This window comes from Bartonella pachyuromydis (assembly GCF_039543065.1).
In the GTDB taxonomy this organism is placed as follows: domain Bacteria; phylum Pseudomonadota; class Alphaproteobacteria; order Rhizobiales; family Rhizobiaceae; genus Bartonella; species Bartonella pachyuromydis.
In genome coordinates, this window is sequence record NZ_BAABJA010000014.1 from 13,683 (window position 1) to 26,247 (window position 12,565).

Annotated in this window: 20 protein-coding genes and 1 pseudogene; 8 read left to right on the forward strand and 13 right to left on the reverse strand. The window is 37.0% G+C overall.

All coding sequences use genetic code 11. From position 1 onward, the window contains the following. Window positions 1-126: 126 nt before the first annotated feature. The 3 genes from ABD917_RS07410 to ABD917_RS07420 form a co-directional block, all read right to left on the reverse strand. Window positions 127-654 (reverse strand): antA/AntB antirepressor family protein, encoded by a 528-nt coding sequence (locus tag ABD917_RS07410; protein ID WP_345119461.1) that lies wholly within the window; start codon window positions 652-654, stop codon window positions 127-129. A 325-nt stretch (window positions 655-979) separates the two neighbouring features. After that, on the reverse strand, window positions 980-1,558 hold the full coding sequence (locus ABD917_RS07415; protein ID WP_345119462.1) for a hypothetical protein: 579 nt from the start codon (window positions 1,556-1,558) through the stop codon (window positions 980-982). A 3-nt stretch (window positions 1,559-1,561) separates the two neighbouring features. Continuing rightward, on the reverse strand, window positions 1,562-1,876 hold the full coding sequence (locus ABD917_RS07420; protein WP_345119463.1) for a hypothetical protein: 315 nt from the start codon (window positions 1,874-1,876) through the stop codon (window positions 1,562-1,564). Between the two features lie 351 nt (window positions 1,877-2,227). On the opposite strand from ABD917_RS07420, the gene ABD917_RS07425 reads away from it, so the two are divergent. Both ABD917_RS07425 and ABD917_RS07430 read left to right on the forward strand, forming a co-directional pair. Further along, window positions 2,228-2,410 (forward strand): type II toxin-antitoxin system HicA family toxin, encoded by a 183-nt coding sequence (locus tag ABD917_RS07425; RefSeq protein WP_019220217.1) that lies wholly within the window; start codon window positions 2,228-2,230, stop codon window positions 2,408-2,410. A 20-nt stretch (window positions 2,411-2,430) separates the two neighbouring features. Beyond that, window positions 2,431-2,853 (forward strand): type II toxin-antitoxin system HicB family antitoxin, encoded by a 423-nt coding sequence (locus tag ABD917_RS07430; RefSeq protein WP_345119464.1) that lies wholly within the window; start codon window positions 2,431-2,433, stop codon window positions 2,851-2,853. Window positions 2,854-2,856: 3 nt separating this feature from the next. On the opposite strand, the gene ABD917_RS07435 is transcribed toward ABD917_RS07430, so the two are convergent. Together ABD917_RS07435 and ssb are read right to left on the reverse strand one after the other, a co-directional pair. Next, window positions 2,857-3,399 (reverse strand): hypothetical protein, encoded by a 543-nt coding sequence (locus tag ABD917_RS07435; protein ID WP_345119465.1) that lies wholly within the window; start codon window positions 3,397-3,399, stop codon window positions 2,857-2,859. Between the two features lie 10 nt (window positions 3,400-3,409). Further along, window positions 3,410-3,853, reverse strand: coding sequence for a single-stranded DNA-binding protein (ssb, locus tag ABD917_RS07440; RefSeq protein WP_345119466.1), 444 nt, complete (start codon window positions 3,851-3,853; stop codon window positions 3,410-3,412). Window positions 3,854-4,160: 307 nt separating this feature from the next. Here ssb and ABD917_RS07445 point away from each other — a divergent pair, with 307 nt between their 5' ends. After that, a complete protein-coding gene (locus ABD917_RS07445; RefSeq protein WP_004859817.1) occupies window positions 4,161-4,352 on the forward strand; it encodes a hypothetical protein in 192 nt (63 codons plus the stop codon). Window positions 4,353-4,416: 64 nt separating this feature from the next. Then, a complete protein-coding gene (locus ABD917_RS07450) occupies window positions 4,417-4,845 on the forward strand; it encodes a type II toxin-antitoxin system HicB family antitoxin (RefSeq protein WP_345119467.1) in 429 nt (142 codons plus the stop codon). A gap of 41 nt (window positions 4,846-4,886) precedes the next feature. Here ABD917_RS07450 and ABD917_RS07455 read toward each other — a convergent pair whose 3' ends face one another. The 8 genes and pseudogenes from ABD917_RS07455 to ABD917_RS07490 form a co-directional block, all read right to left on the reverse strand. After that, on the reverse strand, window positions 4,887-5,165 hold the full coding sequence (locus tag ABD917_RS07455; protein ID WP_345119468.1) for a hypothetical protein: 279 nt from the start codon (window positions 5,163-5,165) through the stop codon (window positions 4,887-4,889). Continuing rightward, window positions 5,162-5,914 carry an antA/AntB antirepressor family protein gene (locus ABD917_RS07460; protein WP_345119469.1) on the reverse strand — a complete coding sequence of 251 codons (753 nt, stop codon included), beginning with the start codon at window positions 5,912-5,914 and terminating at the stop codon, window positions 5,162-5,164. The genes ABD917_RS07455 and ABD917_RS07460 overlap by 4 nt, the downstream gene beginning before the upstream one ends. Before the next feature lie 274 nt (window positions 5,915-6,188). Further along, a complete protein-coding gene (locus ABD917_RS07465; RefSeq protein WP_345119470.1) occupies window positions 6,189-6,515 on the reverse strand; it encodes a hypothetical protein in 327 nt (108 codons plus the stop codon). A gap of 94 nt (window positions 6,516-6,609) precedes the next feature. After that, window positions 6,610-6,990 (reverse strand): hypothetical protein, encoded by a 381-nt coding sequence (locus tag ABD917_RS07470; RefSeq protein ID WP_345119471.1) that lies wholly within the window; start codon window positions 6,988-6,990, stop codon window positions 6,610-6,612. Beyond that, a pseudogene (locus ABD917_RS07475) lies at window positions 6,974-8,115 on the reverse strand (DUF1376 domain-containing protein). Before ABD917_RS07475 ends, ABD917_RS07470 begins: the two are co-directional and overlap by 17 nt. Next, window positions 8,108-8,584 carry a hypothetical protein gene (locus ABD917_RS07480; RefSeq protein ID WP_345119472.1) on the reverse strand — a complete coding sequence of 159 codons (477 nt, stop codon included), beginning with the start codon at window positions 8,582-8,584 and terminating at the stop codon, window positions 8,108-8,110. Before ABD917_RS07480 ends, ABD917_RS07475 begins: the two are co-directional and overlap by 8 nt. A 227-nt stretch (window positions 8,585-8,811) precedes the next feature. Continuing rightward, window positions 8,812-9,102 carry a hypothetical protein gene (locus ABD917_RS07485; protein ID WP_345119473.1) on the reverse strand — a complete coding sequence of 97 codons (291 nt, stop codon included), beginning with the start codon at window positions 9,100-9,102 and terminating at the stop codon, window positions 8,812-8,814. Window positions 9,103-9,118: 16 nt separating this feature from the next. Beyond that, a complete protein-coding gene (locus ABD917_RS07490; protein ID WP_345119474.1) occupies window positions 9,119-9,385 on the reverse strand; it encodes a hypothetical protein in 267 nt (88 codons plus the stop codon). A gap of 98 nt (window positions 9,386-9,483) precedes the next feature. On the opposite strand from ABD917_RS07490, the gene ABD917_RS07495 reads away from it, so the two are divergent. From ABD917_RS07495 to ABD917_RS07510, 4 genes are all read left to right on the forward strand, one after another. After that, window positions 9,484-10,134: a LexA family transcriptional regulator gene (locus ABD917_RS07495; protein ID WP_345119475.1), complete on the forward strand. Its 651-nt coding sequence runs from the start codon at window positions 9,484-9,486 to the stop codon at window positions 10,132-10,134. Between the two features lie 151 nt (window positions 10,135-10,285). After that, entirely contained in the window at window positions 10,286-10,657 is a 372-nt protein-coding gene (locus ABD917_RS07500; protein WP_345119476.1) for a hypothetical protein, read from the forward strand. 58 nt (window positions 10,658-10,715) lie between these two features. Next, entirely contained in the window at window positions 10,716-11,459 is a 744-nt protein-coding gene (locus tag ABD917_RS07505) for an antA/AntB antirepressor family protein (RefSeq protein ID WP_345119477.1), read from the forward strand. A gap of 355 nt (window positions 11,460-11,814) precedes the next feature. Next, window positions 11,815-12,342, forward strand: a complete 528-nt coding sequence (locus tag ABD917_RS07510) for an antA/AntB antirepressor family protein (RefSeq protein WP_345119478.1) — start codon at window positions 11,815-11,817, stop codon at window positions 12,340-12,342. Window positions 12,343-12,565: the final 223 nt, after the last annotated feature.

Here is a 12,565-nt window from a genome sequence, read left to right on the forward strand (position 1 = left end):
GTTGAAAGTACCTTTTACATTGATTTTATTGGTTTTTTTATGGAAATAACAAAGCATAATTAGTAATTTTTTTCAACTAAAGTCCTCCCCACTTTGAAAGCGGGGAGATGAATCATACTTTTAAAATTAAGCAGCTTTTACAACGGATCTTTCTAAAACCTGTTTTGCTTCTTTAATAAGAGCTTTATATTTTCTGTTCTCTTCATCTACTCTAAAAGCGTCAACAAGACGAATATGGATAGGACCTAAAAGATACAAAGCTTTTTCACCAGCATTCATACCCTCCCAATAACTTGGCAAATCAAAACGTGTATCTTCATAATCAACAGATTGGCTTCTTAATTTCTTTTCACACTCAATAAAGTAACGACGAGCCTGCCTACCTTTCTCATTGCGTTCAACCATTGAGAGTTCTTTCGCCATGTTTAAGGTGAGATAATATTCTTTGCTAATAACATTTTTACGTTTCCCAATTTTGGGAAGCGTTAAGATATAGTCCTTTCCCTCTTCAAATTCATACTGGTTAATGCGGTTCGTAATCCAAGTAGCAAAACGTTTTCCTATTGCCAAAAACGTATGTAATTCACGAGCATTTACGGTTTGAACAGTTTCCTGATCAATAATTCTTTCTGATATTTTAATGAGAGTGTTCATTATGAACTCCTGTGTAGTTAGAGGTTTTCTATTGACACTCTAGAAGAATGCCGGGTGCTAGAAAACACGGTACACAGTCCGTCGTTACGCTTTCCCCGAAAGGGTATTGTATAGCGTAACTACACCCGACAACATTATTATATGCGTGTAGCATACAATGAGTCAAAGCCTTTAATGTGCGGAGAAGAGATTGTTTCGGTAACCTATCCGCTGTGTATTTAAGGTGTTTTCTAGGCACCTAAATAAACGATATATGTTTTCCGTGAATCTTGTCAAGAGAGAAAATTCTAGTGTGTAGCATATAAGTATAGCTTAAGAACATGGTCTAGCCTCTTTTATTGGCAGCGTATTCTTGACGTTTGAGTTGGATCTGTATGTTTTTGGTTAATCTTTCATTGGCTTCTTTGATAATAGCATTTGTAATCTCTGGCTTGGACATAACTTTAGCAATTGATGGTCCTTCTTGTTTTGCAATGGGGAATTGGTCTCCGTCGGCTCTTTGAAACATATTCCCCCCCATTTTTAAATCGACACGCTTTGGAAAACGTCCCCCTTTAATAAAACCATGAGGTAAGATTTCTTGCTTTCCAAACATTGTGTAAGTCACACCGCGTTTTGTCTCTTTTGCTTTAAAAAATTTAAGAGGCAACGGAGTTCCAGAACCAATGATATCTGTCTCGAGAAACTTAGCTGTAGCCTTTCCTTTAATATAAACGCCTTTTTTAACGCGCTTTGATTGGGCTGATGAGCTGTCAGCAACTTGCTTCTCAGTAAAGCGCTCGACTTGCTTTGCTGCGGTGTTAACAGCATTCCGTAAAGCCCAATTAAGGCGTGGTGCTTGAAGATTGGTAAAGGTATCTTTTACCTGTTGAAGATACCACTTTTGATGGATGATTAACTTCAACTTCTAAGCCTTTTTGGAGGTAGGTGACTTGGAAGCTTTTGATGCTTTTGGCTGTTCGAGTGGAATTTCCTCGGTTTCTGTTTCAGATGATGTTTGTGCGGCTTCTTGTTCTATCTGTTTAATTTGTTCAACTGCCTTGTCAGGTTTTGCTGTTGTCTTGACGTCAACAAAAGGTTTTGCAGCATTGGCGCGTTTGAGGCGTGCGTAGACTTGATTGGAAACTTCTACAAATGGATTATTTAAAGTTGATGTTTCAAAACGAACAGTGCTTTTGTTGTCGCCAACAACACACATTGGTTTAGTGATGATTGCTTTCATCTTGACTCCTTTTAAGGAAGTTAATTAATGACATTATTGGTCAATTAATGGCTTTTGATATTTGCACAATAGATTATCCCGTTTTATCAATAAAAACAGCATGTTAAACCATTCTTAGAGCTTAATATTTTATCAAATTTTAGGGGATATTTTTGAATTTTAGACACAATACGACCAGTGCCGTGTTGCTACTAAATACGATTTTTCACGTATTGTCAATAGAAAAAATCTATATTTTGTATTTTTTATATTTTTTGATCAAAACTTAGTATTTTAAAAGCCAATCTTTAATTTTATACAAACAACAACATTTATGTTGTATTTAAACATTATAGATGTTATATTATATTTATGAACAGTCAAGAATTAAAAAGATATCTTACAAAACATGGTTGCAGCTTTACCTCAGGGAAAGGTGGCCATTTGCTTGTAAAACGTGGTTCTAAAAAATCTGTTTTACCTATGCATGGTACGCGGAAAGAATTAGGAACAGGATTAGTTCAAAAGATTCTTAAAGATCTTGACCTAAAGTAAGTCTGAATATGGAGATTTAAATGAAATATGCACTTAAATTTATCAAAGATGACAATGATACTCTTCTTGTTGTTTCTAAAGACTTTCAAGAATTTATTACCTATGGTAACAACGAAAAAGAGGCTCTGGAACACGCTAAAAATGCCGTTTTAACAGTTATTATGGGGCGTTTCCAAGACCGAGAAGTTGTCCCTTTTGGCGCTCGTGATGCTGCCTATCCTTTTGTTGAAGTATCTTCATTGGTTACTTTAAAAATTGCAATACATAACGCTATGGTTGAAAAGAATTTACGCAAAGCTGATCTTACGCGTCTTTTAAAACTCAATCCAATACAAATTGACCGATTGTTGGATTTAAACCACGCAACAAAATTAGATTCTTTAGAATCCACTCTTATTACTCTTGGAAAAGAGGTTACTATTAGTATCCAAAATGCCGCTTGAAACTTATTGGTTTTGAGTAAAATGTTTATGAAGCGCATTAAGAGCAACATACAGCGAACTAACAAGATATGATAGTGATTGATCTTCGATAACAAGATATTGTAATGCGGCATGAAGATTATATTGATGGTAAAAACATTGCGCTTCTTTGATAACCCCTTTCATTTCTTCATAACAATGAGTTGCTCTTTCAATCCACCGTTGTTGTGCCTCTTCATTTGATGAAGGAGTAAAATTATCATAAATTGCATTAGGCAAACCTTTTGCACAGAGGTAATTATTTCTCACTTCAAGATATTTTTGTGCTGCGTCGTATTGATCTTGATTGAGATTTCCTTGTAAGTAAAGCCGTCCGATATAAGTACCGGAAAGCGGATTTTTTGCCTCTTCTATGGTCAAACAGAAGCGTTTGGCACGCATTTCAATTGCCAATTTATCGATAGGATCACGAGGCATTTTTGTCCGTGAGATACGCCCATTTGGTTCTCTGTTACATTCCTTAATTCGTGGACGACCACGTTTTGCTCTTTTTTTTCTTTTTGTCATATTTTTTCAATCAGAATGGCATGCTGTCATTAAAAGATGCGCTATAATCGGAGGCACCAGAGGCGATAGCATAATTTTGAGAAGTCACGGGTGAGGGGGGAGATTGCTCTTTCTTTGCATCAAGTAGGTGCAATTCGCCTTTATATTGTGATAAAACAATCTCTGTTGTGAAGCGGTCAATACCGTTTTTATCTTGCCATTTACGGGTTTGTAATTTGCCTTCTACGTAAACTTTTGAGCCTTTGTGTAAATATTGAAGCGCAGTTTTTGCCAAATGTGGATTGAAAATCACAATGGAATGCCATTCTGTTTTTTGGATTTTCTTATTGGTTGCCTTATCTGTATAGCTCTCAGAGGTTGCAACACGAAAATTGACCACCTCACTACCAGATGACATTGTTTTGCTTTCTGGATCAGCTCCTAAATAGCCAATTAAAATCACTTTATTCAACATGTTTGTGAGTTCCATTTGATTTGCATTTTATACACATAAAATCTTATCATAATTTGTTTATTTTTTCAATTATTACAGTTAATTAATAACAGTTTTTTAAAGTATTAGATTATAATGTTGCTTGATAAATTATTTAAGCAAAAAGCCATGTCTTACAAATGGTATAGCTTTTTCGTTTTGCCTTCGGTTTTTCAATAAGCATCATCTAAATTAGCAAAGTCTGTATCAAACTTTTTTGTACGATTTATTGTTGACTATCGAACCTTTTTGTGCGACATTAGTTTTATTGCAAAGTGGGAGAGGGTGAATGAAAAGAGAAGCGCTGCTTAGAGAGTTACGTAAAGAAGCCAGAAAAAGAGGTATTCATTACAGTGAGGCTCCAGATGCAGGCAAGGGATCGCATTATTTGGTAACTTTTGGAGATAAGACAACCGTTATAAAATCTGGTGAATTAACCCCACTCTATGTGAAAATAATCAAAAAACAGTTGGGAGTATGAATTTTCTAAATGTTTTTATACCTTTCACAGAAGCACTTTCATAATAGCAAGGAGATTTAGAGATATGGAATACACTTATCAAGCAAAGTTAGAATCTGATCCAGATGGTGGTTTTGTTGTAACTTTTCCAGATGTACCAGAAGCAATAACAGCTGGGAAAAATAGAGCAGAGGCATTAGAGAATGCTGTTGAAGCGTTAGGGTTAGCATTACGTAGCTATCCAATGCGTGGTTTGCTTCTCCCTATACCACAGCAGTATAAAGATCTTGTAGAGGTTACTGTGGATGCGTGGAATGCTCTAAAACTTGCAGTGGTAGAAGCTTTTCATGAAGCGAATATTACAAAAACAGAATTAGCCAATCGTTTGGGGAAGAAAGAAACAGAAGCAAGACGTATTCTTGATCTAAATTATCCAACGAAACTTCAAACACTAGAGCAGGCATTGACTGTTCTTGGTAAGCAAGTTGTGATTACAATCAAAAACGCAGCTTGAAATATCTTCCCCACCTTAAAGTGGGGAAGGTGATGTTTAACTTAAGCAACCTTTTGAATGGGGTTGTCTAAATGGGGTTCGTAAGCTTTCAACAAAGATTCTATAATCGGAGGTGGTCTTAAAGTTCCAAAATTTGTAATCATTGCCAAAATTTTGAGTGCATTTGGGGTTTCATTTTGAAGTTTTAAAATCAAAGCTTTTTCTATCGCATCCATAGTCTCAATAAGAGTATTAAAAGCCTTGTCTTCAATATCATCACGATCAGAAAATTGATACAAAGCCATCCACAAATCACATAAAAAATCTATACTGGTATTCATTGTACACCTCCATGGATTTGTTCTCTTAAACATGCCAATCCTCTGGAGGTGATTTTTGTTGAAGGCAGTACCTTTTCTGTCCCATCTGGTCTTTGAATGGTAATCGCAGGGCAATCCATAAAGCCTTTCTTGATTTTATCTTGATAGGGTAATAAAGATGCCCCTGGAGCACGTCGATAGACCCAATCGTGTTTGCGCAAGTAATCGCTTAAATCCTTTGGTCGTACTTCAAGCATCTTTGCTGCTTCAATAAGACCGAACAGTCCATCCGAACGTTTTAAGTCCTCCAAAGCTTGTGCTTTTGGTTTGAGTGTACTCACCTCATTTCTTAAATCTTCTAATTGATTGATACTCTCTAAAAGAAGCTGCTTAATCGTAAGAGGATTTTCCAAAGCATTGGCAAGATTTATTTGTGGTGCTGCTACTTGCTTTGCAGGCCGTTCACATTCAATGAAGTATAAACGAGCTTCTCTACCTTTCTTATTGTTCTCTACCATAGAAAGTTCTTTGGCTACACTTAAAGTGAGAGCATAATCTTTAGAGGGACGACCACCTTGGAGGTTTTTCCCAAAATTGGGAAAAACTATATAATCTCTGTTTTCGACAAAATCATATTTGTTAATGCGTTCAGTAATCCAATCTGCAAACTTTTTACCTACTCCTAAAAATGCGTGCAAGTTACGCGCGTTAACAGTTTGAACAGTTTCCTGATCAATTATTTGTTCCGTAATTTCTATAAGATTGTTCATGATGAATTCCTATTGGTTAGAGGTTTCTTAATGACACTCTAAAAAGAGTGCCGGGTGCTAAGAAACACGGCCAATAGTCCGTCGTTACACTTTCCCCGAAAGGGTATTGTATAGCGTAACCACACCCGACAAGACACTATATGCTACAAAGCATATCGTGAGTCAAAGTTTTTAAATTTCGGCAGGAAGAGATTATTTCGGTAATCTATCCGCTATTGGTTTAAGGTGTTTCTTAGGCACCTGATTCAACAATAGACATATTGTTGCCATATTGTCAAGTAGTCTCTGATAGTTTTTTAATCTCTCTATTAAGCTCATCTATCAACGCTTCATAATTCAATACGCTTTTAGGAATAGCACTACCGTATATCCACGCTTTCACTTGCGCCTTGGTGCTAAAGTCGGCATTTTCTGGTGTGGTATAATACTGTCCGCCCTCAAACTTTTCACATTCTCTTGTGCCATCTTCATATTCGTAGAGGTTGTAAAAATACTCAGCTGCTCCATCTCCCCATGGAACATAGCCAACAGCCGTTGCCACAAACTTTTTTTGCATGGTCTTTTTACTTTGTGTTAAGAACAGATGTTTAAAAATGAACATGCTTTAATCCTAATTTTACCAATTGGTCTATTTGTCTCAAATTTTATCATACAGAGCGTTTTATATTGCAGATGTGTTTTTTATCATAAAATCTTTAAGCCGCTTTTGAATTGTTATCATGCTCTTCATCGGGCTTGCCTATCCTCGTGAATGAAATACGTTTACCACCCAATGCCTTGTTGCGAGTATTTTCAATGGCTATAAAAACTTTCTCAGAAACTCCCAAAAGCCCGTTTTCTAAATCACGGCAATACTGCACAAGATCAGCACATGAAGGAACAAAGGTTGTTGACATGCCTTTGGCTTCTCCACGTATAAGATTTTTAACAGCCTGCAACAAAGCCCAGAGTGAAATGCCGTTAAGAGCAGCGATATAAGCCTTTGCTCGTGCTTGTGCATTGGAAACTTTTTGCATTGTCAAACCACCTTCAAGCACATCAAGAGCCTCTGCAATGTCTTCAACAGACGCTTTCAAGGTAAGTAAGTTTTGGACTGTCTGATAGGTTGCAAAAGCTTGTTTCTCTAGTGCTGGTGTCAATTTCATGCCACTGATCAAGGTCCACGGATACTCCCTTGTAACGTATTGCGCCATCTGTTGTGCAATGTTTTGAAGTGGATTCACTAAATCCTGCTTCACGGATAAGGTTACGGATTGTCTCTCCGGTACCACCACGAGTTTTTTGATCTTTTGAAAAGTTTCCATTGTTTCCACCATTATTGTTTGTGTTTTTTGTTTTTTCTAAATCATCAATCGCCTTGCGTACCCAGTTACGCCATGTTGCTTTCCAATCGGTTTTGCGTGCGTCCTTGCCTGCTTTGGCTTTCCAAAAATCTCGAAACTTTGCGATCTCGATTTTGATACGCTCTGGAGGCAAGCCCTCTGTGAGTGCAAAATCGTAATCGGGTTTAAAATCCGCAGGCAATCGACAACCTCGATCAGTGTTAACCTGCTTGGCTTTTTTCGGAACGTTTTCTTGCTCGTGAAGGGGAGGTTGGTTTTCTGATGATGTTGCGTTTTGTTCTGATTGGCTTTGGAGGGTATCAACCTCTGTTGGCTCTTGAACCAAATCGTTTGTTTCTAAATTTTCAGAATTAATTTCTTTTTTTGCTAAAACGATAGTTTTAGTTTTTTTATATATATTCTTATTCTGGTTCTTTATAGCTTGATTTTGCTTAACGTTTGCTTCAGCAAAAAAACGTTTTGCTTATCATTTGCTTCAGCAAAATTATTAACATGTTGTTTTATCGTGTTTTTTGCTTGCGCACCTTTTTTACCAGCTTCACTACGAACTTGTGATATGTGATCTTTTTTATCCGAAAAATCTTTTAGCTCTTCTTCAACGCGCGTATTCCACAACCCACTATCTGTCTCAATAAGTTTATCATTCTTCATGAGATATTCGACAATAGCTGCAAATTTTTTCTGCGAACAATGACAAATGCGTGCAAGCGTTTGAAAGTCTGTTTTAAGTGGTTCTTTTTTTTCATACATGCAAACGAGAAGGGTTATATAAACGCCCCGTTGTTCAGATGTCATTCCATTTGTACCACTTATCCAGTCATACAAATAAAATCTTACCCATGGCATACCATTAGACATGCGCACCCCCTTCTTTCTTTAAATATAAAATTGCTAAAGCATCTGCTTCATTATCATCTTCAGGCGCGTGCCCTTTTGCATGCATTGCCTGTATCATTTTTACTTTTGAGGCATTCCCTTTTCCTGTCGTTGCTTTCTTAATTGTGCCAACAGGAATGCCTTCATACGGTATCTGATGATGTTCACACCATGCCGTTAAGATTGATAACAAGTCACCGTAAATATGCGCTGCATCAGTACCATTATGACGCCTCACTTCTTCAAAATACACCGTGTCAATGCTGCCTACTGTCTGCTTTATTTCTGCTAGACATCTCTTAAAGCGTAAATAATACATTCCACCGACTTCAAAATATCGGGGGTGGAAATTCATGACACTACTGATGATGTGATGATCTGCACTACAAATAGCCCAACCTGTCTTAGACCCTAGATCAAGACAGAGAATGGTTTGTGCGTTAGTGATCATTATCCCCCCTTAAGGCTCTACGTATTTTTATGTGTGCTATGACAGAGCGCGTAGTTATAAGTTTTAAAAATTAGGTTAACTCAATTCAGACGCATACTGCACGCATCATTTATTAATTTGATTTCTTCTTTTCTTTTTTCGATGAGTTCATCCCTTAAGATATCAAGCTTACTTTTGACTAAGGCTGTAAACAAGATCAGCTCATTTAAGCGATAAAAAGATGACAACTATTGAGAAAAATAATTATCAAACCAAGTTGTAAAAGCTTGCGTAAACACAGATAAAAACCATTTATTAAAATCATCGTACGGCGATAACGGAAAATATTTTTTATCATCACGCGCAAAGATACTATGCAGTATATAGACAAGACAACCATTTGATAAGGGATCTATTCTTGTTTCAAAACATGTATCTTGAGGCGAACGGACACCATAATATATGTCTTCCCGTCCAATCTTATTAACAAGATCGATCAATTGAACTTTACTTATAGTGATCTGTGGGACATCTATCATCTCATGATCTTTCTTCTTAAGAGTGTGAATGCTGCTGGTGCTCGTTATTATCTGGAGGGGCTGGTGTAAAAGCAGATGCTTGAGATGATATAGTCTCATATGATTGCCCCCCATAAAAAAACGAGAAAAAGTCTTCTGCCTTAATCGGCGCTCCAATTCTTTTGGCTTCATTTAAAAGGATTGGGATATGTTTTGTCGGAATTCTCCCACCAGTTCCACCTTTTGATACAGGACGGAGCCAGACATACACACGTGTTCTATGAACTCCAAGCAACTGAGACACCCTGCGAACTCCACCTAACAGATTTATTATTTCATAAAATTGTTTCATAGCCCATTATGTAGCGATTATAAAAACAATGTCAAGAAGGAAAATTGATAATGAAATTATATGTTTCTAAATTAGAAAATGACGATTGTATACAACGTACCTACAATAAAGATATGACAATAAGTATTTCGCAATGGCTACAAAATGCCTTATCTGAAGCTGGATTAAGCCAATCAGAGCTTTCAAGACGGCTAACAGCTTCTTTAGGTCGCTCTATAGATCGTGCTGCCGTCAATAAAATGCTAAAGGGAACAAGAGATATTTCTGCTCGAGAATTATTAGAAATATCAAAGCTTACAGGCGCTTCTATTCCCACTAATCACTTAGTTCCTTTGATTGGATCTGTAGGAGCCGGCGGAGAAATAATCGCTATAGATTCTGGTTGTCTAGAAGAAGTAGATGCCCCACCTTCTGCTCCTAAAGGAACTGTCGCCGTTCGGGTGGTAGGTGATTCTATGTTTCCAGCCATTGAAGAAGGAAGCCTTCTTTTTTATTCTTATCATCTGCCACCAGAGGATCTTATTAACAACCGCGCTATCGTAAAAACTAAATGTGGAAAAATTTATATCAAAGTATTACGTCTCGGAAAAGAAAAAGGGAAATGGGTTTTATCCAGTATAAATGGAAAATATGCCGATATCGTAGATGTAGAATTAGAATGGTGTGCACCTATCGACTGGATTAAGCCAGCCAGAATATGAATTAATATTTTTATACTTTTCTTCAAGTAAGTCTTTAATTTATCATTTTTAAAATCGCTACATTTTTTATTAACTTTGTTTTTAAAATCGCTACATTGGTATCCATAAATTAACACAAACAATTGCCAAGAGGCGTTGGGGAGGGGAAATTATGGAAAAGTCAATTCTTATTAATTCCGATGAAATTTTATTAGTTGTCTATGATGATGAACACATTGCTCAGTCTGGACCACTTGACGCAAGCCAAGTTCAAGAAATTATTGATGAGGCAGATGATGCAATACAAATCCTTCGCGTAAATCCTTCTGAAAAGAGTTGTGAAGATATCTCTGAAGAGATCGCAGAAGCATATGTAGAAGACAATATCGAACGTCTCAATGAGGATAGTGAGGTTCATTACTTTATACGAGAAAGTGATGCCTACAATAGACTTTTAGATGATTTAGCACAGCAAAAATATGAAGATGAAGTCTACGGTACTTATGAAGAGCAGAACCGTTTGCGTCTTAGTGATGTGCTTTAAATTTCTTAAGGGCGCATTTAAAAGCGCCCCCTTTAATCCCCCTAAAATGAGGTTTGTAATGGAAAAGCTTATTGCCATTCAGCACAACACGATTAAAAATGAAACTGTTCAAACAGTAAATGCACGTGATCTGCATGCTTTTTTAGAAGTGAAAGCCCGCTTTAATGACTGGATTGTTACCCGTATTAAAGAATGTAATTTTCGAGAAAATCAAGACTTTATAAGTTTTACTAAAAATTTAGTAAAACCCCAAGGTGGGCGCCCAAGCATAGAATATTACCTCACATTAGATATGGCTAAGCACCTTTCGATGATAGAGCGTAATGACAAAGGGCATGAAGCTAGAGAGTATTTTATAGAATGTGAACGGCGTGCAAAGCAAGCAGTAACATCACAAATCGACTATTCAAGTCCAAAAGCTATGATTGGATTTTTGAATTACCTACAAGGTCAAATAGATCAAAAAGACAGCATTATTGAAGATTTAACACCAAAAGCCATGGCACTTGAAAGTTTACAGCGTCATAATGGGCTCTTTGGTCTTACAGAAGCCGCGAAAATACTCGAGATGCAACCAAAACAATTCATTCAATTTTTACAGAAAAAAGGTTGGGTTTACCGGCGTGCAGCAGGTGGAAATTTGCTTCCTTATCAAGACAAAATCCAAAAGCAACTGATGGATTGTCCAACGATCACACTTCAAACCGCTAGTGGAATAGAAAAAGTCATTCCTTGCGCAAAAATTACCACAAAAGGCATGGGGCTTTTGTCTCAAGAGCTTAAAAGACAAACTATGCATTAAGAGGAGGTTATCATGATAAAAAAGAAATACGAACTGACTGATGAAATGGATACTGTTTATTGGCGTCAGTTTTTTAATTGACAATATACTATCAGTATATATATCCTCGAATCAGGTGCTTGAAAAACACTTAAAATGCATAGCGGATGAATTGCCGAAACAGTTTATTTTCCGCACATTAAAGGCTTTGACTCATTCTATGTTACACGCATATAATGGCCTTGTCGGGTGTGGTTACGCTATACAATACCCTTTATGGGGAAAGCGTAACGACGGACTATGCACCGTGTTTTTCAGCACCCGGCATTCTTTATTGAGTGTCAATGAAAAACATCTAATTGCATAGGAGTTCATAATGAACACTCTCATTAAAATTACAGAACAAATCATTGATCAGGAAATTGTTCAAGCCGTTAATGCACGTGAATTGCATACATTTTTGGAAATAGGAAAACGTTTTGCTACTTGGATTACGAACCGCATTAACCAGTATGAATTTGAAGAGGGAAAGGACTATATCTTAACGCTTCCCAAAATTGGGAAACGTAAAAATGTTATTAGCAAAGAATATTATCTCACCTTAAACATGGCGAAAGAACTCTCAATGGTTGAACGCAATGAGAAAGGACGCCAAGCACGTCGTTACTTTATTGAATGTGAGAAAAAGTTAAAAAGCCAATCTACTGATTATGAAGATACACGTTTTGATTTACCAAGCTATTGGGAGGGTATGAATGCTGGTGAAAAAGCTTTGTATCTTTTAGGTCCTATCCATATTCGTCTTATCGATGCATTCAGAGTAGATGAAGAAAACAGGAAATATAAAACCTTAATTGAAGAAGCAAAACAGGTTTTAGCAAGATCTGTCGTTAAAGCGGCTTAAGTAAAAATTGATTCACCTCCTCGTTTTACAGGCGGGGAGGGGAACAATATCACATAGCTTTTAAAGGAAGGCTTCTAACCAAAACAACCAACTTTCAACACATGCGTGATTCACGCCACGGGTGAATTGCGCTTTAAATGGAGGAAATCAAGATGAATGAAATAAGTACTACACAAACGGAATTAGTGGAAAAAACAAACGCTTGTGAAACCAACTCTACAGC

Excerpts from the sequence above, each read along its gene's own strand:
- ABD917_RS07465 (WP_345119470.1), bottom strand. The coding sequence starts at position 6,515 with ATGTTCATTTTTAAACATCTGTTCTTAACACAAAGTAAAAAGACCATG.
- ABD917_RS07455 (WP_345119468.1), bottom strand. The coding sequence starts at position 5,165 with ATGAATACCAGTATAGATTTTTTATGTGATTTGTGGATGGCTTTGTAT.
- ABD917_RS07480 (WP_345119472.1), bottom strand. The coding sequence starts at position 8,584 with ATGATCACTAACGCACAAACCATTCTCTGTCTTGATCTAGGGTCTAAG.
- ABD917_RS07435 (WP_345119465.1), bottom strand. The coding sequence starts at position 3,399 with ATGACAAAAAGAAAAAAAAGAGCAAAACGTGGTCGTCCACGAATTAAG.
- ABD917_RS07505 (WP_345119477.1), top strand. The coding sequence starts at position 10,716 with ATGGAAAAGCTTATTGCCATTCAGCACAACACGATTAAAAATGAAACT.
- ABD917_RS07460 (WP_345119469.1), bottom strand. The coding sequence starts at position 5,914 with ATGAACAATCTTATAGAAATTACGGAACAAATAATTGATCAGGAAACT.
- ABD917_RS07410 (WP_345119461.1), bottom strand. The coding sequence starts at position 654 with ATGAACACTCTCATTAAAATATCAGAAAGAATTATTGATCAGGAAACT.
- ABD917_RS07445 (WP_004859817.1), top strand. The coding sequence starts at position 4,161 with ATGAAAAGAGAAGCGCTGCTTAGAGAGTTACGTAAAGAAGCCAGAAAA.
- ABD917_RS07425 (WP_019220217.1), top strand. The coding sequence starts at position 2,228 with ATGAACAGTCAAGAATTAAAAAGATATCTTACAAAACATGGTTGCAGC.
- ABD917_RS07430 (WP_345119464.1), top strand. The coding sequence starts at position 2,431 with ATGAAATATGCACTTAAATTTATCAAAGATGACAATGATACTCTTCTT.
- ABD917_RS07450 (WP_345119467.1), top strand. The coding sequence starts at position 4,417 with ATGGAATACACTTATCAAGCAAAGTTAGAATCTGATCCAGATGGTGGT.
- ABD917_RS07500 (WP_345119476.1), top strand. The coding sequence starts at position 10,286 with ATGGAAAAGTCAATTCTTATTAATTCCGATGAAATTTTATTAGTTGTC.
- ABD917_RS07495 (WP_345119475.1), top strand. The coding sequence starts at position 9,484 with ATGAAATTATATGTTTCTAAATTAGAAAATGACGATTGTATACAACGT.
- ABD917_RS07485 (WP_345119473.1), bottom strand. The coding sequence starts at position 9,102 with ATGATAGATGTCCCACAGATCACTATAAGTAAAGTTCAATTGATCGAT.
- ABD917_RS07510 (WP_345119478.1), top strand. The coding sequence starts at position 11,815 with ATGAACACTCTCATTAAAATTACAGAACAAATCATTGATCAGGAAATT.
- ABD917_RS07420 (WP_345119463.1), bottom strand. The coding sequence starts at position 1,876 with ATGAAAGCAATCATCACTAAACCAATGTGTGTTGTTGGCGACAACAAA.
- ssb (WP_345119466.1), bottom strand. The coding sequence starts at position 3,853 with ATGTTGAATAAAGTGATTTTAATTGGCTATTTAGGAGCTGATCCAGAA.